At 57.3% G+C, this 25,295-nt stretch carries 14 protein-coding genes; 5 read left to right on the top strand and 9 right to left on the bottom strand.

Annotated elements, in window-relative coordinates; translation table 11 throughout:
* Positions 1 to 31 precede the first annotated feature (31 nt).
* Complete coding sequence (locus HMPREF3016_RS03120; RefSeq protein ID WP_070740141.1) at positions 32 to 1,345, bottom strand: M18 family aminopeptidase; 1,314 nt, start codon at positions 1,343 to 1,345, stop codon at positions 32 to 34.
* Positions 1,346 to 1,354: 9 nt separating this feature from the next.
* Positions 1,355 to 3,793, bottom strand: a complete 2,439-nt coding sequence (locus HMPREF3016_RS03115; protein ID WP_246828444.1) for a CPBP family intramembrane glutamic endopeptidase — start codon at positions 3,791 to 3,793, stop codon at positions 1,355 to 1,357.
* A 217-nt stretch (positions 3,794 to 4,010) separates the two neighbouring features.
* Here HMPREF3016_RS03115 and HMPREF3016_RS03110 point away from each other — a divergent pair, with 217 nt between their 5' ends.
* Entirely contained in the window at positions 4,011 to 7,421 is a 3,411-nt protein-coding gene (locus HMPREF3016_RS03110; protein WP_070740135.1) for a hypothetical protein, read from the top strand.
* Between the two features lie 90 nt (positions 7,422 to 7,511).
* On the opposite strand, the gene HMPREF3016_RS03105 is transcribed toward HMPREF3016_RS03110, so the two are convergent.
* Together HMPREF3016_RS03105 and HMPREF3016_RS03100 are read right to left on the bottom strand one after the other, a co-directional pair.
* On the bottom strand, positions 7,512 to 8,822 hold the full coding sequence (locus tag HMPREF3016_RS03105) for a glycosyltransferase family 87 protein (protein WP_070740133.1): 1,311 nt from the start codon (positions 8,820 to 8,822) through the stop codon (positions 7,512 to 7,514).
* A gap of 258 nt (positions 8,823 to 9,080) precedes the next feature.
* Positions 9,081 to 9,713: a hypothetical protein gene (locus HMPREF3016_RS03100; protein WP_070740130.1), complete on the bottom strand. Its 633-nt coding sequence runs from the start codon at positions 9,711 to 9,713 to the stop codon at positions 9,081 to 9,083.
* Between the two features lie 133 nt (positions 9,714 to 9,846).
* Between HMPREF3016_RS03100 and HMPREF3016_RS03095 the strand changes: the two genes are divergently transcribed.
* Positions 9,847 to 12,801 carry a multicopper oxidase domain-containing protein gene (locus HMPREF3016_RS03095; protein ID WP_371441532.1) on the top strand — a complete coding sequence of 985 codons (2,955 nt, stop codon included), beginning with the start codon at positions 9,847 to 9,849 and terminating at the stop codon, positions 12,799 to 12,801.
* 139 nt (positions 12,802 to 12,940) lie between these two features.
* On the opposite strand, the gene HMPREF3016_RS03090 is transcribed toward HMPREF3016_RS03095, so the two are convergent.
* Together HMPREF3016_RS03090 and HMPREF3016_RS03085 are read right to left on the bottom strand one after the other, a co-directional pair.
* Positions 12,941 to 15,724: an ABC transporter permease gene (locus tag HMPREF3016_RS03090; protein ID WP_083315868.1), complete on the bottom strand. Its 2,784-nt coding sequence runs from the start codon at positions 15,722 to 15,724 to the stop codon at positions 12,941 to 12,943.
* A gap of 36 nt (positions 15,725 to 15,760) precedes the next feature.
* The gene (locus HMPREF3016_RS03085) at positions 15,761 to 16,519 is read right to left on the bottom strand and encodes an ABC transporter ATP-binding protein (protein WP_070740127.1); all 759 of its coding nucleotides are present in this window, start codon (positions 16,517 to 16,519) and stop codon (positions 15,761 to 15,763) included.
* Positions 16,520 to 16,655: 136 nt separating this feature from the next.
* On the opposite strand from HMPREF3016_RS03085, the gene HMPREF3016_RS03080 reads away from it, so the two are divergent.
* The 3 genes from HMPREF3016_RS03080 to HMPREF3016_RS03070 all read left to right on the top strand — a co-directional run bounded on the left by HMPREF3016_RS03080 (position 16,656) and on the right by HMPREF3016_RS03070 (position 18,741).
* Positions 16,656 to 17,399 carry a peptidoglycan-binding protein gene (locus tag HMPREF3016_RS03080; RefSeq protein WP_070740122.1) on the top strand — a complete coding sequence of 248 codons (744 nt, stop codon included), beginning with the start codon at positions 16,656 to 16,658 and terminating at the stop codon, positions 17,397 to 17,399.
* A 145-nt stretch (positions 17,400 to 17,544) separates the two neighbouring features.
* Positions 17,545 to 18,285: a lytic transglycosylase domain-containing protein gene (locus HMPREF3016_RS03075; RefSeq protein ID WP_070740119.1), complete on the top strand. Its 741-nt coding sequence runs from the start codon at positions 17,545 to 17,547 to the stop codon at positions 18,283 to 18,285.
* Positions 18,286 to 18,348: 63 nt separating this feature from the next.
* Positions 18,349 to 18,741 (top strand): LURP-one-related/scramblase family protein, encoded by a 393-nt coding sequence (locus tag HMPREF3016_RS03070; RefSeq protein WP_141757694.1) that lies wholly within the window; start codon positions 18,349 to 18,351, stop codon positions 18,739 to 18,741.
* 115 nt (positions 18,742 to 18,856) lie between these two features.
* Here the strand turns inward: HMPREF3016_RS03070 and HMPREF3016_RS03065 are convergent, their stop codons facing one another.
* The 3 genes from HMPREF3016_RS03065 to HMPREF3016_RS03055 are packed head-to-tail and all read right to left on the bottom strand — an operon-like array spanning position 18,857 to position 24,352.
* Positions 18,857 to 21,070, bottom strand: a complete 2,214-nt coding sequence (locus tag HMPREF3016_RS03065) for a peptidase domain-containing ABC transporter (protein WP_048754635.1) — start codon at positions 21,068 to 21,070, stop codon at positions 18,857 to 18,859.
* A 1-nt stretch (position 21,071) separates the two neighbouring features.
* A complete protein-coding gene (gene lanM / locus HMPREF3016_RS03060) occupies positions 21,072 to 24,113 on the bottom strand; it encodes a type 2 lanthipeptide synthetase LanM (RefSeq protein WP_070740113.1) in 3,042 nt (1,013 codons plus the stop codon).
* Positions 24,114 to 24,154: 41 nt separating this feature from the next.
* Complete coding sequence (locus tag HMPREF3016_RS03055; RefSeq protein ID WP_048754637.1) at positions 24,155 to 24,352, bottom strand: hypothetical protein; 198 nt, start codon at positions 24,350 to 24,352, stop codon at positions 24,155 to 24,157.
* Positions 24,353 to 25,295 lie beyond the last annotated feature (943 nt).

Below are 25,295 nucleotides of genomic sequence, written 5' to 3'. Positions count from 1 at the left end.
ACCCCACGGAAGGGATGAAAGGACACGGCGTCTACAACCGATAGAAGCCTTCCACCGCGCGGGTCAGGTATGCCATATCGTGAACGTGGCACATTTCGCGCATCGAATGCATCGACAGTAGTCCGATCCCCACATCAATGGTGCGCATCCCCAACCGGGTGGCGGTGATAGGCCCGATCGTGGAACCGCAGGGCATATTGTTATTCGACACGAACTCTTGATAGGGAACGTCCGCCGCCTTGCACGCCGCCGCGAAAATACCGGCACCCACCGCATCGGTTGCATACCGCTGATTCGCGTTGATCTTCAGCAGCGGTCCAGCACCGGGAAGCGGGCGCACCGTCGGATCGTGATGTCCCTGGTAGTTCGGGTTCACCAGATGCCCGGCATCCGCCGAAAGGCACACCGAATCGGCGCGCGAGCGGCGGTATTCGTCCTGGCTTTCCCCGCGAGCCTGCGAGAGCCGCACCAGCACATCCTCCAGGAACGGACCGGCGGCGCCGCTGCGGGTTTCAGAACCGATCTCTTCGTGGTCGAATCCCGCAAGCATCACGGTGTGCGCCGAGTCTTCATCGGCATTCTCGGCCACATAGCGTTCTAAGGCGCACAATCCGGCATGAACCGACGAGAGATTATCCAACCTGCCCGAGGCGAAAAACTCTCCGTCTCGCCCAAAACGGCGGGGTTCCTGCGCATCCGCGAAGAGCACATCGTAACCGACGATCTGCTCAGGATCCACCAAACCACCCTCGTCGATGGTCTGCTGCGCCAAATAGGCGAGCACATCGTTCTCGGTATCGTCCACGCCCCAAATAGGGTACATATTGAACTGTTTATCGAGGGTCAGCTCATTACGTTTATGGTCCAGATGAGGGGCCAGCTGCGGCACACGCGCCAACGGTCCAGTCACCACATAGCGATCCTGAAGGGTGCCGTCCTCACGAAGTACCGTCAGGCGCCCGGCGGCGCGCAGCTCACGATCCAAAAAGGAATTAAGCAGTGCGCCACCGTAATTTTCGACGCCCATCTGATGCCATCCTGCCGCCGTCACCGACGAACTCGGCTTGAGCTTAAGCGACGGCGAATCCGTATGCGCACCCAGCACCCGGTAACCGCTTGCCTTCTGCGCCCGCCGACCGCCAGCCCAAGCGATGATCGCGCCGTCACGCATCACAAAATGCCTGCCGACGGCAGCCTCATTCTGCCACGGCTCGGTTTCGTTCAGCTCGGTAAACCCCGCCGCCTGCAGGCGCCGCGCCACGGTTCGCGCCGCCAGATATGAGACGGGCGAATCGCAGACGAACTGGGCGAGATCTTCGATATTTTTGACGGCATCAACGGTCATACTATGCGCCTACTTCTTGGGTTTGGGAATGACGGGGAACGCCGAGGTCCACGGTGAAGCGTCGGTTGATCCCTGCTTATGCGATTGTGCGGCTTCCGGTGAGATTTTCGGAATCGGAGCGGTAGCCCAGGGAACCTCTGAGGTATTCTGGGATTCCTCCTGCTGAGCCCGCGAGGTTTGCGAGGCTGCAGCCGAGCCGTCCACAGCCGCATTCTTAGCGGATGTGGCCTGCCCGCTTTCCTTCTGCCGGGCGGTTTCTTTCTGCTGAGCTAGAGCCTGAGCCTTGGCACGCTCATAGGCTGACAAGGCATTTTGCACGGGAATGCTCATCGTGGAGGTATCTGGCGCGTAGTTCTTCGAGGAAAGGTTCTTCGTATCGTCTGCCTGCGCGGCGGATGCGCTAGCGGCTTCCTTCTGCGGCGCGGCTGCATTCGATGCAGACCCCTGCGCCCCGGAGGCACGCACAGAAGAATCGGCCCGATTCGAGCCCTGCTGAGTCTTCTGCGCGGAGGCGCGTGCAGCTTTCTGCGCCGCATCCAGATCTATGCCTGACGGAGCCTTTTCCGCTGCTGCAGGGGCAACCACGGCAGGCTTGAGCTCGTCGGCGATAGTCCTCGCCTGTGCAGACTGCGCGGGTTTATCGGCAGCAGGCGCTTCTTTCCCGGTCGCGCGGGCGGCAGTATTCGCGGCCGTCGGACGCTCAGCCTGGGCTGATTCATTAGTGTGTACCGGCTTTTGAGGCTGAGTCGATTCATGAGCCTGTGCCGGTTGGGCAGTTTGCGCCGGTTTCTGGGACTGGGCTGACTCATGAGTCGGCACAGATTCCTTGGCTGGCGCAGGCTTACCGATTGGTGCAGGCTTATTAGCCGGTACCGAACGTTCGGGCTGTACGGGGGCAGAAGCCTTGACCGACGTATCATTCTGCTCGCTCTTACGAGCGCCTTCCACAGGCTTCGCGGCGGGTGCCTGTGCAGCCGGTTTCTCCGCGATATTCCGCTCGGACGCACGATGCTCTTCAGCCGTTTGCGGGCTGGCGGAGGCAGCCGAAGACGCCGATTTTATCGAAGCATTATCCTGTGCGGGCTTGGCGTTCCCCGCCACAGGGGCAGCAGGTTGTACAGGTTGTGATTGTACCGGCGCCTGCGACCCTTGCGGTGCAGAAGCAGAAGTATCAGCAGCAGGTGAAGCAGCAGCATTTTTCACGGACATACCGGGCTGTGTGGCCGCGTGCGCAGCACCCGAAGCCGGTGCTGCGGCTGGCGCATCCGAGGAAGAAGCGGGCGCTTCCACACTCATTGACGCACCCTCAGCCGAGGAGGCGGCAGCCGCATCCTGCCCCTGGTTCAGAGCGGCTTTCCTCTTTTGCCGGTAGGTGTACATGCACACGAGCCCGGCGAAGGCAAGCTGCAGAATAAGGGCCTGCACAAAGTCAAGCGCCTGAGCCTCACGATTCGCGTCAAAGGGGTCAGCCAGACCCAGCAGTCCAAAGATAAAAATCGAAACATTATTCGCAATATGCAGGCCGATACCGGCTTCAAGACCGCCGGTGTACCAGCACAAGAACCCGGCGATCAGAGCCATCGTCAGCACAGAAAGCAGACCCCACAGTCCGTAACCATGCAGTACCATAAAGATAGGCGCTGGAATAATAATTGCCCAAACGGGATTCTTCAGCCACCGACCCACGGTCTGCATGAGATAACCGCGGAAGAGCAGTTCCTCGGCGTAGCACTGGAACGGAACTATCAACAGAATAAGCACAATGTACAGCCAGAACATGCCGGAATTCAGCGGATGCACGCTGTTCTGCGTGGTCAAAGAACCAGCCAGAACCAAGTTCCCCACATTGTAAAGACCGAAAATGAGGAACCCAAAGCCTAGGAAAACACTCAAATAGGACCACCGCATGCGGCCCGCAATGGAGTGAATTAGACCTAAGGGTTTGAAGTTAGTAATCAGGCGCGCAATGAAAATCGCCGGAATCACCGGAATGATGGTAATAAGAAGCGCAATAAAAACAAGCGGGGTCTTAAAAACGTTCGCGTAAATACGCTGCAGATCGGTCAGGTAATCGTAAGGGACGCGCAGCATCACAGCGAATGCCAGCAGCGCAAAGCTCACAATCAGCAGGAGCACAAAATAGATGCCGGCAATCAGCAAACCCTCAAGAACCGGGGTGAACCAACGGGCACGCGGGTTCACATGCGATAACCGGTGATAGGGCAGCTCGCTGGCGCGTTCCAGAAGCTCCTTACGGGTAAGGCGGTTACTCCTGTAATACTCAGCGGAGGCGAAGGTAGACTCAGCGCCGTACCCGTAACTTTCTGCCTGATGCGGGCTCAGCATCGTGGGCATATTTTGGGTATTAGTGACTGCGCCAGGTGGTTGGTTTGTTGGAATGAACTCAGAACCGTGATGTCCGGGTTCCTGCTGGTGATTAGTGCTCATAGTATCCATAATAGAGGGGACCCTCCCCCGAATGTCACACCGGAGCCATCTGTGCGGGTTGCCTTACGGTGTAATAATTTACCTGCCTATGAACTTTTCGGGCTTATATTTTATGGGAAATATGCCATAATTTGAGGGTTACCGTAGTTTAAAATTTGAGGCTACTCGTGCCTACGCTTCCGGGTGTTTTTGGCGCCAGTAGTGAAGGAAGGTTCAGATGGCTCTCGTCTTCAATCCGCCCCCAAATTGGCCCAAACCGCCTGCCGGGTGGTCTCCTACCCCGACGTGGCGGCCCGATCCCGCATGGGGTCCTGTTCCCGAAGGTTGGCAGCTGTGGATTGAGGAGCCCGAGCCTGAGAATGAGCAGGCGCCCTCGACGGCGGAATCGTCATCTGCCGCATCGGGCTCTTCTGAGGGTTCTTCCAGCGCGAAGCCCTCGCCATCGTCAAGCTCTGAGCAGAGCGGTGAGTCTGCACAGGCTTCCGCCCCGAAGCAGCGTACCGCGCCGACCATTTCCGAACAGTTTGCCGAGCAGAAAACTTCCCATCAGCAGGCCCCTGAGCAGAAGACTCAGGCGGAGTCTGCCCACGCTCAGGATGCGGCGTCCAGGAGTTCCGAGCCACGCGAAGCCGCAGGTGAGCGTGCGGGCGCATCCGGTTCGGGTGCAGCGGCAGGCTCTTCGGCCGAGTCGCAGGTGCGTTCTGAGCAGAGCGTTTCTGAGACTCCCGTGAACCGTCAGAGCGGCACCGCCGAGGCTCCAAAGCCTCAGGTTTCGGAGCCTACCCGCGAGACCGCTCGCGATACCCACAATGCCCCGTCCGCGCCGGACACGAGCGCACAGCAGCCGGGAGTCGCGCAGGGTTCGGGTGTTTCTTACGATGCGCGAGAGCCCCTCAGCGACGCACAGGATTCTCAGGGGTCCGCAGGTTCTGCCACTGCAGCAGGTGCCGAACGACCCGAGGCTGCACGACAGGAGTCTGTATCTTCAGAATCCACACAGCAGCAGGTTCCTTCACGCGAGTCGCGCCCCGAGCAGTCTTCGGGTCAGTCTCAGGGTGAGCCTACGGATGCACGCACCCTGTCTGATGCGCGCGATTCGGCTGATTCGCGTGGCACCGAGGCTCAGGCATCTTCCCGACCGGCTACTCCCCCGCGCGGCACTTCCCAGGTTCCTCCCACACAACAGCGTTTTGAGGGGCAGCCTCAGGCTCCCGTGAATCAGCAGCAGTCGGGCTTTGCTGCGCAGAGTTCTCAGGAGCAGAACGCCCAGAACCGAGATCAGCAGGCTCAGCCTCAGCAGCCCGCACAGCCTCAACACGTTACTCAGGCCCAACAGCCCGGGCAATCTCAGCAGCCGCAGTCTTTTGAGGCTCAGCGCCAGCAAGAATTTGCCCAGCGCCAGCAGCAGGATTCTACACAGCGCCAGCAGAGCTTCAACCAGCAACAGCAGGGCTCTGAGCAGCGTCAGCAGGATTTTGCGCAGCGTCAGTCGAGTTCAACCATTTCACAGTCTCAGACGCCGGGAAGCGGCTCTCAGCAGCAGGGATTTGCATCGCAGAATTCCCAGCAGAATTTTGGTGCTCAGTCTCAGCAGGGCTTTGGCGGTCAGGCTCCGCAGAATCGGGATCCTCAAGCGCAGGGTTCTCAGAACCAGCAGCAGCCTCGCGGGTTTGAGGGTCAGGCCTCTCAGCCTTGGCAGAATCAGCCCGGTCAGCAGCAGTTCAGCCAGTCCCGTGAGCAGAATCAGGCTCAGCCGCAGCAGCCCGCACAGTCTCAGCAGGGTCAGCAGCCGCAGTCTTTTGAGGCCCAGCGTCAGCAAGAATTTGCACAGCGCCAGCAGCAGGATTCTATACAGCGCCAGCAGAACTTCAACCAGCAACAGCAGGGCTCCGAGCAGCGTCAAGGTTTTGCGCAGCAGGACCAGGGCTCCGAGCAGCAGGGTTTAAGCGCCCAGTCTCAGCAGGGATTTGCCGGGCAGAACGCTCAGGAGCGAAGCGCTCAGGGGCAGGATCCGCGAAGCCAGGGCACCCAAAGCCAGGGCGCTCAGAACCGAGATACCCAGGGTCAGAGTGCCCCGAACCAGGGTTCGCAGGCGCAGCAGTCCCAGAGTCGAGAGCAGCAGAGCCAGCAGGGATTCGCTCAGTCGCAGTCTCAACAGCAGCAATCCGGCCAGGTGCGGCCCGGACAATCCCAGTCAGGATATTCTCAGTCCGGTCAGCCTCAGCAGGGACAGGGTCAGTCCGGTCAGTCGTACCAGGGACAACAGCCTCAGCAGGGGCAGGATCGGTCACGCTCGGGCTTTGGTGCGGGTGCCGCCGCTGGTGCTGTCGCAGGCGCTGCAGCGGGCGCGGGTGCAGCGGCCTCCTCCGGGGCGGGCGCATCCGGCGCTTCGGCTCAGCAGCAGGGTTCTCAGAGCCAAAATACGCAGAGTCAGAATGCCCAACAGGATCAGAGCTCTCAGTCGGGACAGAATCAGCAGCACTCGGTGCAGAACGCTTCGAACCAGCAGGGTAACCAGTTCCAGGGGCAGGGTCAGCCCAACCAATTCCAGGGCTCGCAGTCGCAGCAGAACCAGCCTCAGCAGGGTCAGTACCAGGCCGGTCAATCGCAGCAGTTCCAGCAGCAGAACGGTGCTCAGAATAATAACGTTCAGAACAGCGGTTTTGCTCAGGGTTCGTACAATCAGAACCAGTCGAACCAGAATCAGCAATACTCCGAGTCAAACACCTCGGATGCGCTCAACGGGTTCACCGCAGCGGCAGCATCCGGGTTCAGCGATTCGCCGTATGCAAACGGTCAGACTCCCTTCAACCAGCCCGAGAAGCCGAAGCGCCCGTTCTTTGCGACTCCCGCTGGGTGGAGCGTAATTGCCGGTGCTGTGGCGCTGTTGATTATTATCATTCTGGTGCTGATTTTCACCCTGCCGCGCGGATCTTCCAATGCAGCAGCATCGGAAAGCCCCGCCGAGTCATCATCGGCAGCCTCGGCATCGTCAGAGAGCTCGGCAAGCTCATCGCCCGCCGAGCTGAAGAATGTTGAAGCGAAACTGCCCAGCGGCGATTTCAAGGAGTACAAGGGCAAAGATAAGCAGACCATCGATATCGAGAAGCCCAAGGGCAACGATTCGAAGGCTATCGTCTACTATGAGTTCACCCCCTCCAAAGAATCCAACTCGCGCCATTCCCTGGAGGGGCGCACGGGGGACGATAAAACTTCCAGCTTCGCTCTGTACACCTCCGCGCTGACCAAAGATAAAATCTCGGGCACCCTGTGGATGGACTTAAAGACTTCCAGCCCCACCCGCAAGGTGAATGTCGATAGTGAGGGCGAGTGGCTTATTCGCGTCTACGATGCTTCCTCCGCACCGAAGATTTCTAAGGGTGAGAAGATCAGCGCCGCGTTCAACTCCTACGCCGTGATCTACTCGGGCGGCTCGGGCACTTTGGAGGCTGGCTACGAGCGCAGGCCGGTAATGAACCTGCGCGTGATGGATGCGGCCCGCTCGAACGATGTCATCTTGGAATCCAGCACCTCAGAGTTCCAGGGCACCGCGAAGTTTGACGCTTCCGAAGATGTTTACTTGGCAATTAACTCCTTCCAGGGCACCTGGAACGTCGGTATTCGCTAGGTAGCCGATAACTTCTTGGTCTAAACCGAGATAGAGAAGACCCCCGCATCGTCGATCACGATGCGGGGGTCTTCTGCGCGGTTCGCAAGGCTATGCCGAGTTCGGGGCGTTTGCCGACTCTGCGGCGGGTTTGACCGAAGCGCTGCGTGCTTTCGGGGTGAGGACCGCCCACCCCCACAGCAGAACGGTCACGATAAAGAGGCACACGATCGGCGTGCCACCCAGCGCAACACCCGGCGCAGCCAAGAATTCGAGCCCGTTCATATTCCACTGAGTCATGCCGCCGAGCACGCGCGGGGAAATATAGAGCCCCACAACGCCCACCCAGGTCAGGATGCGCGCCACAGTCATCGCAGCGGGCGGCAGGTATGTGAAGAACTCGCCGAATGCATCCACAATAAGCACGAGAATCAGAAGCGGCAGAAGCACGTTATGATGCGACCAGCTGATCGGCGAGAGGCTGACCATGAGGAACCCGGTCACCGCAACCTGGGCGAGAACCTTGTTGCGGCGTTCGAGCTGATAGAGAATCGCGGCGGTGAGCACGACGGAGAGCACCGCCAGCAGGTAGAAACAGAGCTTGGCGGCGGTTCCGTTCAGCCCATAGTGCATAAGCCAGCCCTGAATCGAAATATTATCGACGAAGTTAATATCGCCCACACGCGAAGGATCTGAAACCGCGTGGAACCAGTACTGCGGGGCTTCTTGCGGCAGTAGCACAAAGCCGAGGGCAATGGTGGCGAGGAAGGTTGCACCGAGGGTGATAATGCCCTTCCAGTCGCGGCGCACCAGCAGAATAAGCCCGAACACGAGCGGAGTCAGTTTCAAACCGCCAGCGATACCGATAAGTACTCCGCGCGGCACACGTGTTGCCGGGCGCAGAAAATCGGCAAGAATCAGCACCATAATGATGGGGTTAATCTGCATAAGATCGAAGGTACGCCGCCAGGGCCCGCAGAGCATTACCACTATGGTGAGTGCGGCGATCGTGCCGTAACGCCCGAGCTTATCCTGAAGCGGTAAAGGTCGGCCATGTGCATTGGCATAGGAGTACATGATGCTGGAGAGCCACCAGGCGGCGGCGGTCGTAATAAGCACCATAATCGCCATACCCACCTTGAGCGGTATGAAGGCGAACGGCAGGAAGACTAGCGCCGCAAAGGGCGGGTAGGTGAACGGCAAATCCAGCACGCCGATGCTCACCATAGCGCGCCCATAAAGTTCTTTGTCGAAGCCTTCATTATCGAAAATGGTCATGGCACCCATGCGGTAGATCGAAAAATCTAGACCGCCGTAGGTGTTCACGAAGGCTTCAAAAATATAGCCGCCCACCACCATGAGGATGAGCGCCACTACTGCAAGTTTGCCCAGGACCGGAGTCTGGGCGCGGGATTCAGTCATGGCGTATTAGTACCTGTCTTACTGAGCTGAAGTTCTCGCCCTTTAGTGTAGCGTGGATATTCTGTTCGCCGAAAGATTATATTCCCCTTCGGGCATATACCCAGATGAAAGCCTGTCTTTCTGGGGTGACATATGCCTGCGTTAAATATATTGATTAGGTCGCGGGATGCACACGCCAATCGCTGATGTGCAGCGAATGCGGTTCCTCACCCTATGCGAACAAGCCATCCACGTTATATTCCAAATACAAAATATATACTAGTCAGAGGTCTTTTTTGAAGATTTTTCGGGCTCAGGTTTCGTGCTGTCGTGAGTCTTACCCTGAGAACTCTGCCCGGAAGACTCAGCGCCTTCACGCGGCTTCACCTTCGCCACCAAGTGCGTACCGCGTTGAGCTCGGGCGCGCCGCAGTCCATGACCTGCCGATTTTGTTGCCGCCGAAGATTTCGCCGCGGGTTTTTCATCGGTTTTTACGGAGGCAGCATCATCGCTGCCCTCAGCGGGCGCATCCTGATCGGAAGACTCGGGGTCTTCGCTATCGTCCTGAACCTTCGCCTTCTTGGGCATCTCGGCGATGCGCACCGCAACCTCTAAGGCAAGCACCGCGAACGACGCATAGTAGATGATAATCGAGGGGTACAGATAAGGATTTTTCTGATTTACCCCCACCATCGTGACGGCGAAAACTGCCAGCTCAAGGACTACCACCACAAGCTGTTTGGCAGACCCGCCCGGATTCCTCATCATCAGGTACAACGCCATCAGCGTAAAGAGAACGGGGAAGAAGATCTGGCCCGCCACCGCCATTCCGTCTTGGTCGTAAGTGTAAATAGCGAGCGCTTGCATCACAGCGGCAACGGCGGCGAGGGGGGCGAGAGTCTGATACTTCATAGGGCTATTCTAGCGTTTACCACTCGCCGGTACCTTACTGTATGACGGCTCACGCAAAGCCAAAATTCGCATGATTCGGGCAATATAATGGAACTATATGCACTGTGACTAAAAGCGATCGAAAGACAACACCGTGAGCGAGAATCCCCATAATCCCACTCCCTCGGGTTCTGACTCAGAAGGATCAACCGGCCGCGATACCGGTCGTGGCGGCGCATCCTCAAAGCCGAGCGCGGCGCAAAGTTCTGCACGGTCCGGGGCCGATGTTTCGGGTTCCGGCAACGATGGACTCACAATTGGGATGCGCCCCACCGAGCTTCCCGGCGCCTCGCTAACGCCCGAGGAGATTGCTAAGCGCGCCTCCGGTCGGGGCAGTTGGCACCGCCGCGCATCGAAACCGGTATCGTACTGGATGTTTGGCGTTATTATCGCAATTCTGGTGCATCGCTTTATCCCCAAGGGCGGCTGGCTGATCGTGCATATGGTGACTCTGGGGCTGATTACGAATTCGATTCTGATCTGGAGTCAGCACTTCACCGAAGCGCTCATGAAGATTAAGATTCCTGATTCGGCCCGCGGCATTCAGGTCACACGTATTTTTGCGCTTAACGGCGGCATTGTGCTGCTGATGGCGGGCATGATTCTGCAGGATCTCATGCCGCAGTTCTATCCCCTGACGGTTGTCGGGGCGCTGGCGGTAGGCGCTATGGTCGCCTGGCATGGCTATGCTCTTCTTCGCCAGGTCAAACAGGCGCTTCCCTCGCGGTTTGGCGCTACGATTCGTTTCTATATCGCCGCCGCGTTCCTGCTGCCCGTCGGTGCCGTGCTGGGCGCGATGACGGCACTGCCTGGTTTGCGGGGCACGCTGCATTCGCAATTTATGCTTGCGCATGAGGCCGTGAATGTTCTCGGGTTCGTGGGTATTACGGTGGTTGGTACCCTTATTACGTTCTGGCCTACGATGCTGCGCACCAAGATGGTCGAAAATGCCTTGGGAACTAGCGTGCGCGCCCTCATACTGATGTGCGTGGGCGTTGGGGTTACCACGTTCGCTTCACTCTTCGGGATGCGCCCCCTCGCGGGCGCGGGCCTGCTCGTGTACCTGCTGGGGCTGCTGATCGTGGCGTGGGTGATGGTGCGAACCCTTCGCACGAAGCGCCCCACCGAGTTCCCGCCAATGTCGGTGGGTGCAGGTTTTATCTGGCTTATTATCGGCGTGGTGTGGACTGCTGGCTTGGTGTTCACCACCCCGTTTGAGGAGCTTCGCATGAGCGAGGTTACCCCCATTTTCGTGGCAGGTTTCCTGCTTCAGGTGCTTCTGGGGGCTATGAGTTACCTGCTCCCCCAGCGTATGGGCGGCGGACCCGCCGTGGTGCGCGCATCCAATAAGGAGTTTAGTAGGCTTGCCGCCGGGCGCGTGACGGTTGTGAATTTGAGCCTCATTATTTTCATGCTGCCGAATGCGCTCACGGGCTCTTGGGTGAAGGTCGCGGTCTCTGCCGTGGGTGCGCTCGGTTTGGCTTCGTTCCTGCCGTTTATGGTGCGCGGCGTTAAGGCCTCGGTCAATACCCGTAAAGAGATGATGGCGGCGCGGGCGCGCGGTGAGAAGCCTGCCCCTGTTACGGATGTCAAACAGGAACCTGTGAATCATACCCGGCAGACCCTTTTCGGCGCGCTTGCGGTGATTCTGGCGCTGACCTTGGGTATTGCGGCCGACCCCAGCTCGGTAGGCTTCAACTTTATAGGCGGTTCTACGGCGACCGGCACGGGACAGACCACAACGCTGAAGGTCAAGGCAACCTCGAATTACCGGTTTACGCCCGATACCGCGCAGGTTCCGGTGGGTAACCGCCTGGTGATTGAGGTGACGAACGACGATCAGGGCATGACCCACGACCTCACCTTCGCCAACGGTGCGAAGACCGGAACGCTGAATCCCGGCGAGACGAAGAGTGTGGATGTTGGCGTGGTGACCTCCGACCTTGAGGGCTGGTGCTCGGTGGCCGGGCACCGCCAGCAGGGCATGGTATTTCACGTGAAAACCACCGGCAATAACCTGCAGGCGAACGGACATCACGGGGGCGGCTCCGGCGGTAATAACGGGTCAAATGGCTCGGGCACAAACACGAACCTGCTGACCGCGCAGAACGCGAATATTGATATGCACGCATCCCCAGGCAAGGATCATGAGCGCCGTGATCCGGTGCTGCGTCCCGTGCCTGCGGGCGAGAAACGTGACGGTAAGACCGTGCACAAGATGACCATGGATGTGCAGGAGCTCGACCGTGAAATTGCACCCGGGCTCGACGTGAAGGCATGGACATTCAACGGTTCGTATATGGGCCCGGTGCTGCACGGTAAGCTGGGCGATGTCTTCGAGATTACCCTGGAGAACAACGGTTCGATGGGGCATTCGCTCGACTTCCACGCGGGCATGGTTTCGCCCGATAACACGATGAAAACCATCGCCCCGGGCGAGAAGCTGACCTACCGTTTTGAGGCTACCGGCTCTGGTATTTGGCTGTACCACTGCTCGACCGCGCCCATGAGCCTGCATATGGCGGCGGGCATGTACGGTGCCGTCATTATCGACCCGCCGAATCTGGAGCCGGTAGATCATGAGTATGTGATGGTTCAGAATGAAACATACCTGACCGATACGGGACAGACCGCGGCTGACGGTAATAAACTTGCCGAAGTTTCCTCTGACGGCATTGCGGCGGGCACCCCCTCGCTCACCATGTTCAATGGGCACGCCACCCAGTATGTGAATCAGCCTTTGGAGGTGAAAACCGGCGAGCGTGTGCGCATCTGGCTGCTGGCTGCGGGACCGTCGAAGGGCATGAGTTTCCACGTGGTCGGCTCACAATTTGACACCGTGTATAAGGAGGGCGGCTACCTGCTTCGGGACGGCAGAGATCCGTATGGGGAAACCGGCGGTCACTCGCAGGCCCTCGATCTGGATCCGGCGCAGGGCGGGTTCGTTGAGATGCAGTTCCGCGAACCCGGCACGTACACGTTCGTGAATCACCGGTTCGCCGAGATGGAACGCGGCGCTATGGGGCACATCAAGGTGACGGATAAGTAGTCCGGGCAGTCGGGGAGGTGGCGGGATTATCGCTGTCGCCTCCCCGCTTTTCCCTGCTGTCCTCCCATACTTTTGTCATGGTTACGGTCGTTTGACAAAAGCACAACCATGACAAAAGTATGGGCTCAGCGTAGACTAGCTAGCTGCCGAGTCCTTCCACCGGCGACATCCGAGCCGACCGTGCCGCCGGCAGAGCGGATGCAACCAGCGCTGATGCAAGACCCACCAGCAGTATCAGCGCCAGACCCAGATACGGCAGATCCGGCACGAACTCCACCTTTTGGTCTGTTGCAGCAAGCACCACCTTTGCGCTCACGCTACCGATAAAGACGCCCCCAAGGATACCCAACGCCACCGCGCCGAGGGTGATCAGTACTGCCTCCGCCGAAATCATGCGGCGCAGCTGCTTGCGGGAGAGCCCCAACGCACGCAGCATCGCATTCTCGCGGCGGCGTTCATTGACCGAGAGAGTCATCGTATTTGCTACGCCAATCACCGAGATCACCACAGCGAGGGCGAGAAGACCCAGGGTGATCCCCAGCATAACCGTCAGAACCTGATCGAGCTGACCGCGCTGTTGTAGACCGCCGGTGAATTCGTTGCCGTCATTAGCCTTATTAAGCTGATCCTGTAGCGCGGAGTTCTCAGTAGCGGTCAGCGGGGATTTAGCGTGTACCAGCACCATAGTCTCCGCCCCGGCTGAGGGATTCATACCCCCTGGGGCAGCGGATGCGCCCCGCTGCCCCTGCGCGGCTGAGCCTTGGGGCTGTTCCCCAGCTTCTCCGGGCTGCTGCAGAGTCAAGGGCTGCGGGTCATCCGGGTTCTGCAGTTTAGCACCGGTGGCTGGGTTCACCACGTACAGATTCACGATCTTACTGGTCGATTTAATAGGCTTGAGTTCGATCTCTCCTAAAGGTCCGCGTGCCTTCAGACGGGTGGAATCGTCAAAGCCCGCATCTTTATACAGCGATTCAGGCACGAGCACCGTGTTATCTTCAGTCGGGTACTTGCCCTCAGCCGGAATAACCTTGGCGAAGTCTTCCTGGCTGAGCGCCACCATACTCGCGGTGCTACTCATTGACTGGCTACCGTCTTTTGACGTGAGGGTGTACTCTAGGGCACCGGCGGCTGGAGCCACCGCAACGCTTTCGACATTCTTAATCCCCTGCACTTTATCGGCAACCGAGTGCACCTTGGCAAGGCTCTCAGCTCCCGTGCCGCCGCCGGTCCCGTAGGTTGCCGTCGCCGAGACGGGATAGGCACGGTCCATAGATTTCGCCGTAGATGCGGTCATAATGGAGTACCCACTCAGTACTGCAGACACCACGAGCACACCCACCAACACGGCACGCCCGGTTGAAACCGTGCGCTTGGGCGAACGTAGCGCGTTAGCGACTGCTAGGTTCCCGGTCTGGGAGCGGATCACCGAACCAAACACGCGAATCAGCGGCGGCAACAGCCACGGCAGGAGTAAGAACACGGCAACGCCCAAAAGCAACGCCGCGACCATGACTAACAGCACCCCAGCGCTGCTTTGTTGCACACCTGCGTCCGGTATGCTGGTCAGACTCAGCGACTGCCACACTGCTGCCGCCCCTGCCGCGGCGGCGATCAGACCTAGAATCAGACCCGCAATGCTCGGCTTCTTCACGGCTCGGGCGGTACCCTCCCCCAAAGCGCTGATGGGCGAAATATTCAGGGCGCTACGTGCCGGGGCGAGCGATGCAACAACCGTTACGAGCGTGCAGACCACTACACCCACAATGAGCGCCATCGGATTATACGAGACCATGAAATCTTTAAACAGCACACCGACGAGCGCTGCGACTGGGTAGACGAGCGCAGCGCCGATAGCGGAGAAAATAACCCCCACCACGAGCGCCTCAACTAAGAGCATGCGCACCAGGGATTTCCCGTGCGCCCCCAGGGTGCGCAGTAGCGCCAACTCGCGGATGCGTTGACCGACCAGCACTGCGAACGTATTCGAGATAACGAAAGATGAGACCAGCAGGGCGAGCGCCGCGAACGCCCCTAGAATCACGCCGATAAAGGCAAAGAATTGTGATGTTTCTTCTTTGAGATCCTGCAGGTACTCCCCACCTGACTTCGCCACGGGTTCGGTATTCTGATCACCGGTAGCTAGCTTTTTCTGTAGCTCGGTGCGTGCGTGGGCGTCATCGTCACCTTTGAACTGGACGAACGTCATGCTAGGGTGCGGTAGCTGTGCCGCCTCCATAGATTTCGGGTCAAGCTGTTTGAGCGCCTCATCTGCCGCGTTCTGATAGGAGGTACCACCAATATAAACGTTATCGTTTGAGAATGAGCCGGAGAATCCGGTGTCGAAAATGCCAGCAATGGTGTATTCCTTGGTGGCACCGGTGTTAGGGTTCGTAATAGCTGCCACAACATCCGGTGAGGTCACCGTTGAGCCAAGGTGCAGGTTGTGTTTTTCAGCGAATTCTTTTGAGATCAACAGCTCTGTGTCTGTGCCCGGCAGTTTGCCGTCAATGGGGAATGGGAAGAGCTCGGTGTCGGTGGGGGCCGGTGTATACCGCACCTTTGCTGAGTTTTCTCCGGTACCGAGTTTACCCTGCCCGTCATATATGACCCAGGTGCGCTGAACCGAAGGGTCGTTGGTGATCGTGTCGAGATTTTCGGGCGTGAGGTAATGGTTCGCCGTGTAATTATTTGGGTTGTTAGTTCCAGCCGAGAGGACCACGTTATCGTCCTCTGAGAGCGCATCTCCTATCGCGGCATCTATAGTTCCCTGTAGCGAGCCGAGGAGCACAATAATGGCGGCGATGAAGAATGAGGCAACCGCTATGCCGATGCCGGTCAGAACGTACTTACCTTTAGAAGCGCGCAAGTTAGAGCGCGCCACCGTATTCAGAGATGTATTAGTTCGTTTAGACATAGTAGACATGCGGCTATTTCCCCTCCTGTTAGATGTGCGGATGCTTTACCCTTCCAGCTGTCCCATCGCCTGCAGCACAGCATCATGCGTAGGATTCAGCATCTCCCCAGCAATCGCACCATCCTTTAAAAACACCACACGATCAGCATACGAAGCAGCATGCGCATCATGGGTGACCATCAGAATCGTCTGCTTCTGCTCAGTAGCGGCATCCCGCAATAGCCTGAGCACCTCGGCACCCGAATTTGAGTCGAGGTTACCGGTGGGCTCATCAGCAAACACCACCTCCGGGCGCGACAACAGCGCACGTACAATAGCAACACGCTGCTGCTGACCACCTGAAAGCTGCTCGGGGCGATGACCTAACCGATCCGACAGACCGAGGGTTTTGACCAGGTATTCACGCCAAACCGGGTCCGGCTTCTTACCCGCCAACCCCAGCGGCAAATCAATATTCTGCCCAGCGGTCAGGGTAGGCACCAGGTTAAACGCTTGGAAGATAAACCCCACGTGCTCACGCCGGAACTCGGTCAGTTGGTTATCCCTCTGCCCGTACAGTTCGGTGGTACCAATACGGATGCTGGTCTCTGGAATATGATCAGGAGTATCCAGTGTGGCAAGGGTTTGCATCAGCGTTGATTTGCCTGAGCCTGAAGGACCCATAATCGCGGTGAACTTACCCTGCTCAAAATCAATAGTGACATTATTCAGGGCATGCACAGTCACCTCACCCCGCCCGTAGGTTTTGAACAGGTTTTTGGTGGATACCGCTGGAGTTTCAGCGGTGGTTTCTGTCGTAGTCATATTCTTAATTGTTACAGTTACCCACCGCAAAACCCTGTATTTATACCGGAAGGGAAAACCCCTACATATTTATAGTTTCCACGGATACCATTAAAGAAAAACCCTCAGTGCTTACACCGATGGCGAGGTAGACTCCGTGGCAAAATTTCGTAAATACGCTCTCATAGCACTAGCGATTGTAGCGTTCTTGACCCTGATGTTCCTGCTTTATAAAGGTACGCAGCGAAACGAGGCTACACCCGGCAGAACGGCGACACCTAGCGTATCCACAAGTTCCGCGCCAGCATCAAGCGCCCCGGTACAGACCCCGCAGGTTTCTGAGCAGAGCGCACAGGCGGCACCCGCGCCGGAACAGCCACAGCAGTCGCAGGGAGCGCAGGATTCACCCTCGGAATCTGCTTCGCCCTCCGCAACGAATACTGCCAAACCGTCTCCGAGTACTTCATCTGACGCTGGGCAGGAACAACATAAAGCCGATACAACAAGCGCCGCCCCCAGTGCCAGTGGGTCTGCCAGCGCATCCCCGGGGAAAGAACCCACATGCCCGGAGGACGTATCCTACCAGCAGGTGGCAGATGGAGAGGCTGACTGCACATTTGACTATTCCAAGGTGCGCCTGAAGACCATGCAGGAGGCGGAGCAGTACGCACGTAAATGGCTCTACCCCGAACCCGGCACCTATATTCAGGTGCGGGATTACCGCGAGGCTAAGGTCAAGATTCCGGGTATGGATAAGCCACAGAGTGTATTTGTTGTTCGCGCGGTCGCACGTTCTTCGGGGGATCAAGGCGGTAGCGGAGCCGTCACCTGGAGCGTTATCTGGCCCAACGGTTACTATCTCACCAGCGATGACCTCCCCGACGGTATTGAGGCTCGGTAGGTTCTGGCATATCGGTTCTTGCCTACCCCTTAGTTCCTGCGCGGATACTAGTGTTTAGATAAAGGGGCGAATGGAGACAGGAATTTTGCTTTCCGATCCGTGAAAACCGCGCCAGCCGGGCTTGCTGGGGTGCTAGGCTAGAGGAATGGCGAAGAAGAGCTCACTCAAGACCGCATCCGGCAAGAATATCTTCACGAAAGTGACCGCCGGGGCGCTGGCGCATTGGCAGATTATTGCCTCCGCGCTGCTCCTGGGTACGGGTGTGGTGGGGCTCGCCGCCACCTACGACGACTATTGCGGTATGACCGACTTGACCTACGCACCGGAAGAGGTGCACGAGGATCTCCGCAAGGCCGGTCAGACAGCGAATATCCGCCCGGGTGTGATCGCGGCGCAGCTTGAAACTGAGAGCCACTGGCGCATCAATGCGGCTTCGAGCGCGGGTGCCCGAGGCGTAGCCCAGTTCACCGATGAGGCTTGGAAGGATTGGGGTAACGGCGGCGATATCCTCGATCCGCACAATTCGATTGATGCGCAGGGCCGCTACCTGGAATCACTTAAGAAACGGCTGGGTAAGTACGCCCACAATGACGACGAGGTGCTCGACCTGGCGCTTGCCGGGTACAATGCTGGTCCCGGCGCGGTCGAGAAGTACAAGGGCATTCCACCCTTCCCCGAGACGCAGAACTATGTGCAGAAGATCCGCGATCTTTCCGAAACAAAATATAAGCTGACCTGCACTCCGGACCACCGGTTTAAACAGTCGCAGATTGTGCGCATTGAAGCTCAGGCTTCCAAGCAAGACTCTACCGCGCCGGATGCTCTCGCCGCAGACTCCATGCATGCCGTAGTGCCGTCTTTGCGCACCGGCTCTAAGGAAAGCTAAGTTTATGAGGTTTTAGCCGCTCTTCCAGCGATTTGATAACCAGTTCTCTGGCGATAATTTTTGATGGCGAATCCTCTACGCATGCTGCAAAATATTCACAAGGTTCCCCAGCGGATCGCGAACGAAAAACCTCCCAAACACCACTACACCGCAGACTTCGCTGACGGAAGCAGCGCCTCTCTAGAAAGGCTAGAGTGGAAACCTTTCCACCCGAGCATCAGCATTAAAACAGCCGATGCAGAATTCCTCCTAGAAGGAAGCAGCGGATCCGGCAAATTCACGATAACCCAGGAAGATAGGATCATCGCCAAAATTACTCGCCCGGGTTTTGTTCTGAAATACAACTACACCCTCGAAATTCTCGATGATAATCTCCAAGAGCTTGTTCTGGCAGCCTTCATGGTGCTCTCCCACTACATCGGCGGCAGGCGCGGCTTTGTAGTAGCCACAGGATAGTCCAGCACGCCCCTTGCAGGACGTTCACACAAGAGGAGATGATGGGCAATCGCTTCCAGTTCTACCAGTGCCGTTAAAACACTCGCACAGAACACCCGCGTGCACCGCGCATCCGCTACGAGGTGAACATTCCCAAACCGAAGCCGTGGCGAGAAACCTTCGTGGGGGGCCACTGCGCCCAAATATACCCCGCCTGGCTGCTCTGCTCTTCTTGAGAATAAAGCTCCCGGTAACGTCCCTCAACCATCATCAGGTCATCGTGGCGTCCGCTCTGAATAATGCGCCCATCCTCCATGACCACGATATTCTCGGCATTGCGCACCGTTGAAAGCCTATGCGCCACCACGACCTTCGTGCACTGATACTGCGCAATCAGCTCCGTCACCTGCCGCTCAGTCGCGGTGTCAAGCGCGCTGGTCGCCTCATCCAACACCAAAATCCGTGGGTACCGCAACAGGGCCGTAACAATCGCGATGCGCTGGCGCTGACCACCCGAGAAGTTCTCGCCGCCGCTCGCCATGATCGTATCGAAGCCCATCGGCAAATCCTTCACAAAATCCAGGATGCCCATCGCGAGAATACTCTCCTCGATTTCTTCACGACTACGCCCGTCATCCAGACCCGCCGTGAGGTTATCGTAGAGACTTCCCGACCTGGTTTGCAGCTGCTGCGGCACATACCCAATATGGGAACGCAACTCGTCCAAAGAATAATCTTTAACATCGATTCCGCCCACACGAATCGTGCCAGAAACCGGGCTGTACAACGAACACAACAGCTTAGCCAAGGTACTCTTACCCGAACCTGACGAACCCACAAGAGCAACATCGTGGCCCTCCGGCACGCGCAGCGAGATATCCGTCAGCACAGGCTTATTACCGCCCGGATACGTAAAATTCACGTTCTCAAGGTCAAGATCACCATCAGCAATATCGGTGACAGATCCCGTGCTCTTCTCCGGTTCATAACGCTGAATATCCACGATACGCGCAACCGCGCGGTCCACCGCGATAATGCTCATAATGCCGAACATCGTCGAAGCAACCGACGAAAACAGCAGCGCAGAAATACCCTCGGTCGCAATAGCCTGACCGAGCGTGAGCGTTCCATCATTCACCAGCGGTATCGACGCCAACAGCAGAATCAGAGGACCGCCCAGCTGCACCACGGATGCGGCAGATCCGAGCACACCCTGCTGCAGCACCATGCGGCGGCGCATCGACGCCAGCGACTGCATATAGGCTTCGCGCCAAGTGTTATAGGTGGGCGTTGAAGAACCCGTCATCTTCATGGCTGCAATGGTGTTGATAGCGTCAAGCTCAACCACCTGCGCTTCGGAGGCGTGCGCATACTCGGCGTCGAGCGCCTGGGAGGTGGGGCGCGCCGTGACGAACCAGATCAGCATCAGCACGGCAAGAACCACGAAGGTGATTACCAAAACCTGGCTCGATTGCTGGGCAATAAAGATGAGAATCACGATCATCGTGCCGATGTTAATCACGAACTCGGTCAGGCTTGTAGACAAGAAGTTGCGCAGCGTGTTCACGCTTGAGAGACGGTAGAGAATATCGCCCGGGGAACGCAGCGCGAAATAGGTCAGCGGCAGCCTCAGCAGCCTGTCGAACATATTGCCCAAGAGCTTATATCCAATGGACGAGACGATACTCGCCAGCGTTGCGGCGCGCGCAATGGAAACCAGGTAGTAGCCAATAACACCGACTACCACACCGACCGTTGTTTCCACGACGGTGTTTCTTGCACCCCTGAGCTGCGCATCCACCACGGTTTGGATCACCATGGGCACGGCGAAGGTAACGCTGTAGGTGATGATGAGAAGCAGCAGGAACAGCGCGTACTGGCCGAACATTTTCTTCGTGAAGAAGGTGCCCAGCTGCCAATCTTGAAAGACACTGCGGGATTTCTTTTTGAAATCTTTCCGCGGGGACGGCACCAGAATACTGCCGGAAAAAGACTCTTCAGCCTCCTGAAGGTCCATCACCCTCATTCCCGTGGAGGGGTCCATAATATGCACGCGATCCTTACGGATGCGCACCAAAACCACGTAATGGGAATTGTTCCAGTGCAGAATAACCGGCTTGCCAATATCTCGAAGATGTTCGAGAGAGGGCGCCCTGAAGGCTTTGACCTCCATACCCTCCTCAACGAGAAGGTCGCGCACTTGGCGCATCGAGAGGCCTTCACGACCGGGTTCGGCAATCAGGCGAAGGTCTGAAATAGTCTGATAGCGCCCGTAGTGCTGCAGGACGGACGCCCCCACGCCCAGCCCGCACTCAGTCTTCGCCGCCTGAAGAACAGCAGGAAAACCCATACTATCGAACCTCGAACGGCTCGGGGATAAGAGGGCTGTACGGGCGAGCATTGTCTGCCCGGCGAGCCAGCCAGGACAGCACGCCGGAGGTACCGACCATGAACGAGGGAGTCAGCGAGTAGCGCACGGATTTATCGTCGAGGACTGCCCGGATATCCGATGCGCTATAACCGTTCTCGATGGCATCCCGGATAGCCTCTGCACACGGTAAGTCGGGGATTCGGTCGGCTATCCAGGCGAGCACATCCAGGGTGCCAAAGTCGCCGTGACATAGGGTGAGGTTGCTTCGGGTGCCGGTGCGGAATGCATGCTGTACCGCGCGGTCGAGGTCGGTGCGGCTGGCGAGTTCGGGCATCCACAGGTGCAGTGCCGCGAAGGCGAGGGCGATGCCCGCGCTGCCGGAGCACCAGGTGCCGCTGGCATGCTCTTCGCCGCTGTCATGCTCGGTGAGCTGGGCCCGCCATTCGTCCCCGGTGTTGAAGTCGTTAAGGCGGCGCAAAAGAATTTCGACGGCTTCGCGAGCACGTTCGGGTGAGGGCATCTGGTGGTTCCAGCGGGCGAGCGCGAAGACTGATCCGCTGATTCCGTAGGCGAATCCGCTGCGGTGCCACCAGTTTTCTTCTGTCATGCCGGCGATAATGTCTTGGGCGTGCCTGTCTAATACCGCCAGCAGGGCTGCGCGGTCGGTGGCGAGGTTATAACCCAGGAGCAGGGCGGCAGCCCCTACCTGGTGGTCCAGGTACCCGGGCATGGGATGCTCAACCTGCGCCAGGCGTGCGGCGGTGCGGTTGCCAACCTTGACGGCTGCCTCAGCAAAACGGTCGTCTCGAAGGTTTTCTGCGGCAGCGGCGAGTACGAAGGCGATACCTGTTTCGCCGCAGGATATGCCGTCGCAGGTTTCGGGGGGAATGCTGAATAGCCTGTCAGCGAAGACATCTTGTGCGATGGGGTCCAGTACCCGGCGAGCCGTCTGTGTGTATTCCGGTTTTTCGAGCATCCGCGCGGCCTGGGTGAGGGCGAGTGCAGCTCCGGTTGAGCCAGTGTAGAGGTCTATGCCGAGGACTTCGGTGTTCCACAGGCTAAGGTGCTGCTGCCATAGTCCGGGGGTGGGCGCCAGCCAGGTCCAGGCGTCTTCCTCTCTGCCGCCCGGGTGGTTCGTCGCTGTTAGCCGGTCGGCAATGCTCTCGCAGAGTTCTCGTTCATGCTGCACACTCTGCCTGTTTGACAGTAGCTCTGCCGATGCGTCCGCGAGTATGCGATCCGGCGGGTAGAGTGATACGAAAGCTGACCAGATCTGCTGCATCTGCTCTTCAAGGTCGTCTTCACCGAGAGCGGCAATATGCTCCAGGGTTTCATCGAGCGCGCTGCTGTCGATGGTCAGTCCTACGGCGTGCCCGTCGAAAGATATGATCTCGGAGCCATCTGTGCGATGCATGAAAAAGGGAATGTCGAACCGCCAGAGGGCTTCTACTTCGGCCCCGATCATCTCAAGGGGACGGTTATTGCTCAGCGTTGCGGCACGCAGCGCGATCGTGGCGAAGACTTCTTCGGAGGCCAGCGCTTCGGGGCTGCTGAGCATTTTGAGGATTCGGGTGTAGTACCTGGTGGATTGCAGCAGGGCACGCAGCGTCAGCCCGGAGCAATTTGTGCGAACTATCTCGGTCATGATTTCGCGATGCTCGCAGACCCACCGGTACATCTGCGTGAATCCGCGTGCGAAGGCGCGGGCGCGGGCTGCCTCAGAGATACGCCGCTCCTCTGGGGTACTGGCGTTAGCTTCCTCGGCGTTATTCGCGTCTTCCGTGGTCGGGTTCTCTGAGCTTGGTTCACGGTTGATGCGTGCCACAGCATCGTCACGGAAGGGATTTGCGACGGTTACCTCGTGGAAGGGGTTCGTCCCCTGTTCGCCGTGTAGGAAGCCTACGTCACGGAACCCTAACGAGATATCGCGGCGTGTGCGGCGGGTAGGCAAGAACGCGCTGCATGCTATTCCGCGCAGCCAGCGCAGGTAAACGCTGCCTTCGGGAGGACTCTGAATATCCTCCGTCAAAATATGCACGGGGTGGAGAATCGTTTCAAGGTCAATCGGAACGGGTTCCGTGCGCAGGGGTATCAGATTCTTAGCGTGCAGGTCTTTAGCCTGCAGGGTGTAGAGCAAAGCTGCCAGCCGCCCGCAAGCTCCAAGGAAATCTTCGGCATAAAAGTCTGCGTCTTCACGTTTAATAAACTCCATGAAACCATAGCCGTCACCCCGAATCACGCGGGCAGCACGCATCGAAGGCGCCCCCTGCGCGGCAAGGTCTTGAACGATTTTCCAGAAGACCCATTCGCCTTCAACATTGCGGGATTTGTAGACCACCATGCCCTGGGTAAATTCGAGAAGGCAACCGGCGCGTCCGCCACCGTAACGGGTTCTGGGCAGACCGAAGGATTCGAGTTTGAGGGGTTCGTCATCTTTGACATTAAGAAGCTCGCGAACATCATCTTCACGAGCGCTCACACGCTCAAAAATCTCGGCAATCATCGCATGAAACTGCTCAATAGTCCTGCCGTGAACGCCGGGCAGAAGCGGGTAGCTTGCATAAAAGTCGTCACTAAATTCTTCGCCCCAACGTCGGCAGTAGTCTTCATACCGTTCTTCGGGTGTACTCCCGTGCAGAAGCCCCTGCGAAGAGATCTTTTTGATGTGCGCAACCAGCGGTCTGAGGTAGAAATTAGTCAAACGCGCGGTCAGGTTCTCCAAAAACTGACTAACCAGAAGGGGAAGCCGCGACGGTGCGGCGTAACCCGATGCGGCAACAGCACGTTCAACATTGTCACGCTCACCTTCGGCAAGCTGAGCAATGAGCGCGTGAAACATGGAGGGCTCGGCCGTCGGCCCCAGTGCTTCGAGCACCGGAGCCGACAACCGTACGATAGACTCGGAGTCGGGAGTATTGGATGCGGTACCCAAACGTTCTAACAACGAAGTGCTAGATACATACGTTTCTAGGCGTCGGAATTGCTCATCATCCAGTTCAGGAAGAAGTTCCCTGATTAACACCTGGTATCTCCTTATCTATCGTATTTACTTATTCCCCGGACTTAGGAAGAGCTGCCGCCCCAGAAGCCAAAGCCGAAGTTGTAGTTGCCGCAGCCGTTACCGCAGTAGTTGCCGCCGCCGCCGTTGCCACCGCCGGTGGAGCCGCCACCGGAGAAGCCGCCGCCGCCGTGACCGCTGCCGTTAACCTGGTCCAGGTCGAGGTCCGAGATCTCTTCCAGGAGCGTGATATCCTTAGCCATGGTTATCCTCCTTAAATATTCCTGATCCGTTCAGGAATAGTATTATCGGTGTTTAGTTTGATGCTGAAGACATCAAACTATTCTCTGACTGGGTTCCAGGTGTTTGCTTTTCCACAGTATTCACCTGGAACCCACTACCCTTCCTTACGGCGCACTAACGCCCCAAGAAAAGGAAGTTTGTAAAATTTGTTACTTATTTTCTGTAGCACTACAAACATAGCTATTAGACACAAGCTGTCAGAGCTATGTCATCTAAATTATGTGGGGATGCCGCGTGTGCTACAGGTGCCAAGCGACAAAAGCCTCACATCTCCATTGACTATGAACTTTCGTCGCGGGCTGCGACATATAGGGGTGGTGAGATATATCTTCTATTCTCATCATGCGGCAAGGTCATGGAACAAAAGTCCTTATCAGAGTCGGTTTTCTCTCTATTGAAATCGGTGACTCTACAGTAACAACTTGATAAACGTGTTTCAAGATGTACTCTAGGGGTCAAAAATTTATTGTGCACTCTTTAAAATGGTAAATAATATTGATGTCAAGCATTTTAAACGTAATTCAAAACAATAATCATTACGAGTTTGGGCTGTAATTTCAAGGGTTTAGGTTTATTTACTCGGAAAATAAAACGCTTGGAAAGTATTTTATTATTTAGCTTAACTTTTGTTTTTTAATTAGATAAATAATTTTGAAAAAGTTTTTGTAACGGTTTGGTATCATTTTTAAGATAACAAAACCATTAAAAATTCCCGAGAAATCTGAGTATTGTTGCTTAGAAATTTAAACTTTATGGGTGAAATATTATGCGGTTTGAGGGGAACTTGCCGCGCTGGTTTTTGAAGAAGCACCAAAAAAATTTGGATGCTGTCGCCCAGGCAGCACGCTTGTGCGACAGCATCCACGTTTTTCGGTTGCTCTACGGCTTAGATTGTTTACTCGT

The sequence above is a fragment of the Rothia sp. HMSC065D02 genome (genome assembly GCF_001815285.1).
In the GTDB taxonomy this organism is placed as follows: Bacteria; Actinomycetota; Actinomycetes; order Actinomycetales; family Micrococcaceae; genus Rothia; species Rothia dentocariosa.
The sequence above is the reverse complement of the archived record's forward strand: the minus strand, read 5'-3'. Positions and strand labels throughout refer to the sequence as shown.

Bases quoted from the DNA above. Each gene is read 5' to 3' on its own strand.
- HMPREF3016_RS03120 (WP_070740141.1), bottom strand. From the start codon at position 1,345: ATGACCGTTGATGCCGTCAAAAATATCGAAGATCTCGCCCAGTTCGTC.
- HMPREF3016_RS03115 (WP_246828444.1), bottom strand. From the start codon at position 3,793: ATGAGCACTAATCACCAGCAGGAACCCGGACATCACGGTTCTGAGTTC.
- HMPREF3016_RS03110 (WP_070740135.1), top strand. From the start codon at position 4,011: ATGGCTCTCGTCTTCAATCCGCCCCCAAATTGGCCCAAACCGCCTGCC.
- HMPREF3016_RS03105 (WP_070740133.1), bottom strand. From the start codon at position 8,822: ATGACTGAATCCCGCGCCCAGACTCCGGTCCTGGGCAAACTTGCAGTA.
- HMPREF3016_RS03100 (WP_070740130.1), bottom strand. From the start codon at position 9,713: ATGAAGTATCAGACTCTCGCCCCCCTCGCCGCCGTTGCCGCTGTGATG.
- HMPREF3016_RS03090 (WP_083315868.1), bottom strand. From the start codon at position 15,724: ATGTCTACTATGTCTAAACGAACTAATACATCTCTGAATACGGTGGCG.
- HMPREF3016_RS03085 (WP_070740127.1), bottom strand. From the start codon at position 16,519: ATGACTACGACAGAAACCACCGCTGAAACTCCAGCGGTATCCACCAAA.
- HMPREF3016_RS03075 (WP_070740119.1), top strand. From the start codon at position 17,545: ATGGCGAAGAAGAGCTCACTCAAGACCGCATCCGGCAAGAATATCTTC.
- HMPREF3016_RS03070 (WP_141757694.1), top strand. From the start codon at position 18,349: ATGGCGAATCCTCTACGCATGCTGCAAAATATTCACAAGGTTCCCCAG.
- HMPREF3016_RS03065 (WP_048754635.1), bottom strand. From the start codon at position 21,070: ATGGGTTTTCCTGCTGTTCTTCAGGCGGCGAAGACTGAGTGCGGGCTG.
- HMPREF3016_RS03055 (WP_048754637.1), bottom strand. From the start codon at position 24,352: ATGGCTAAGGATATCACGCTCCTGGAAGAGATCTCGGACCTCGACCTG.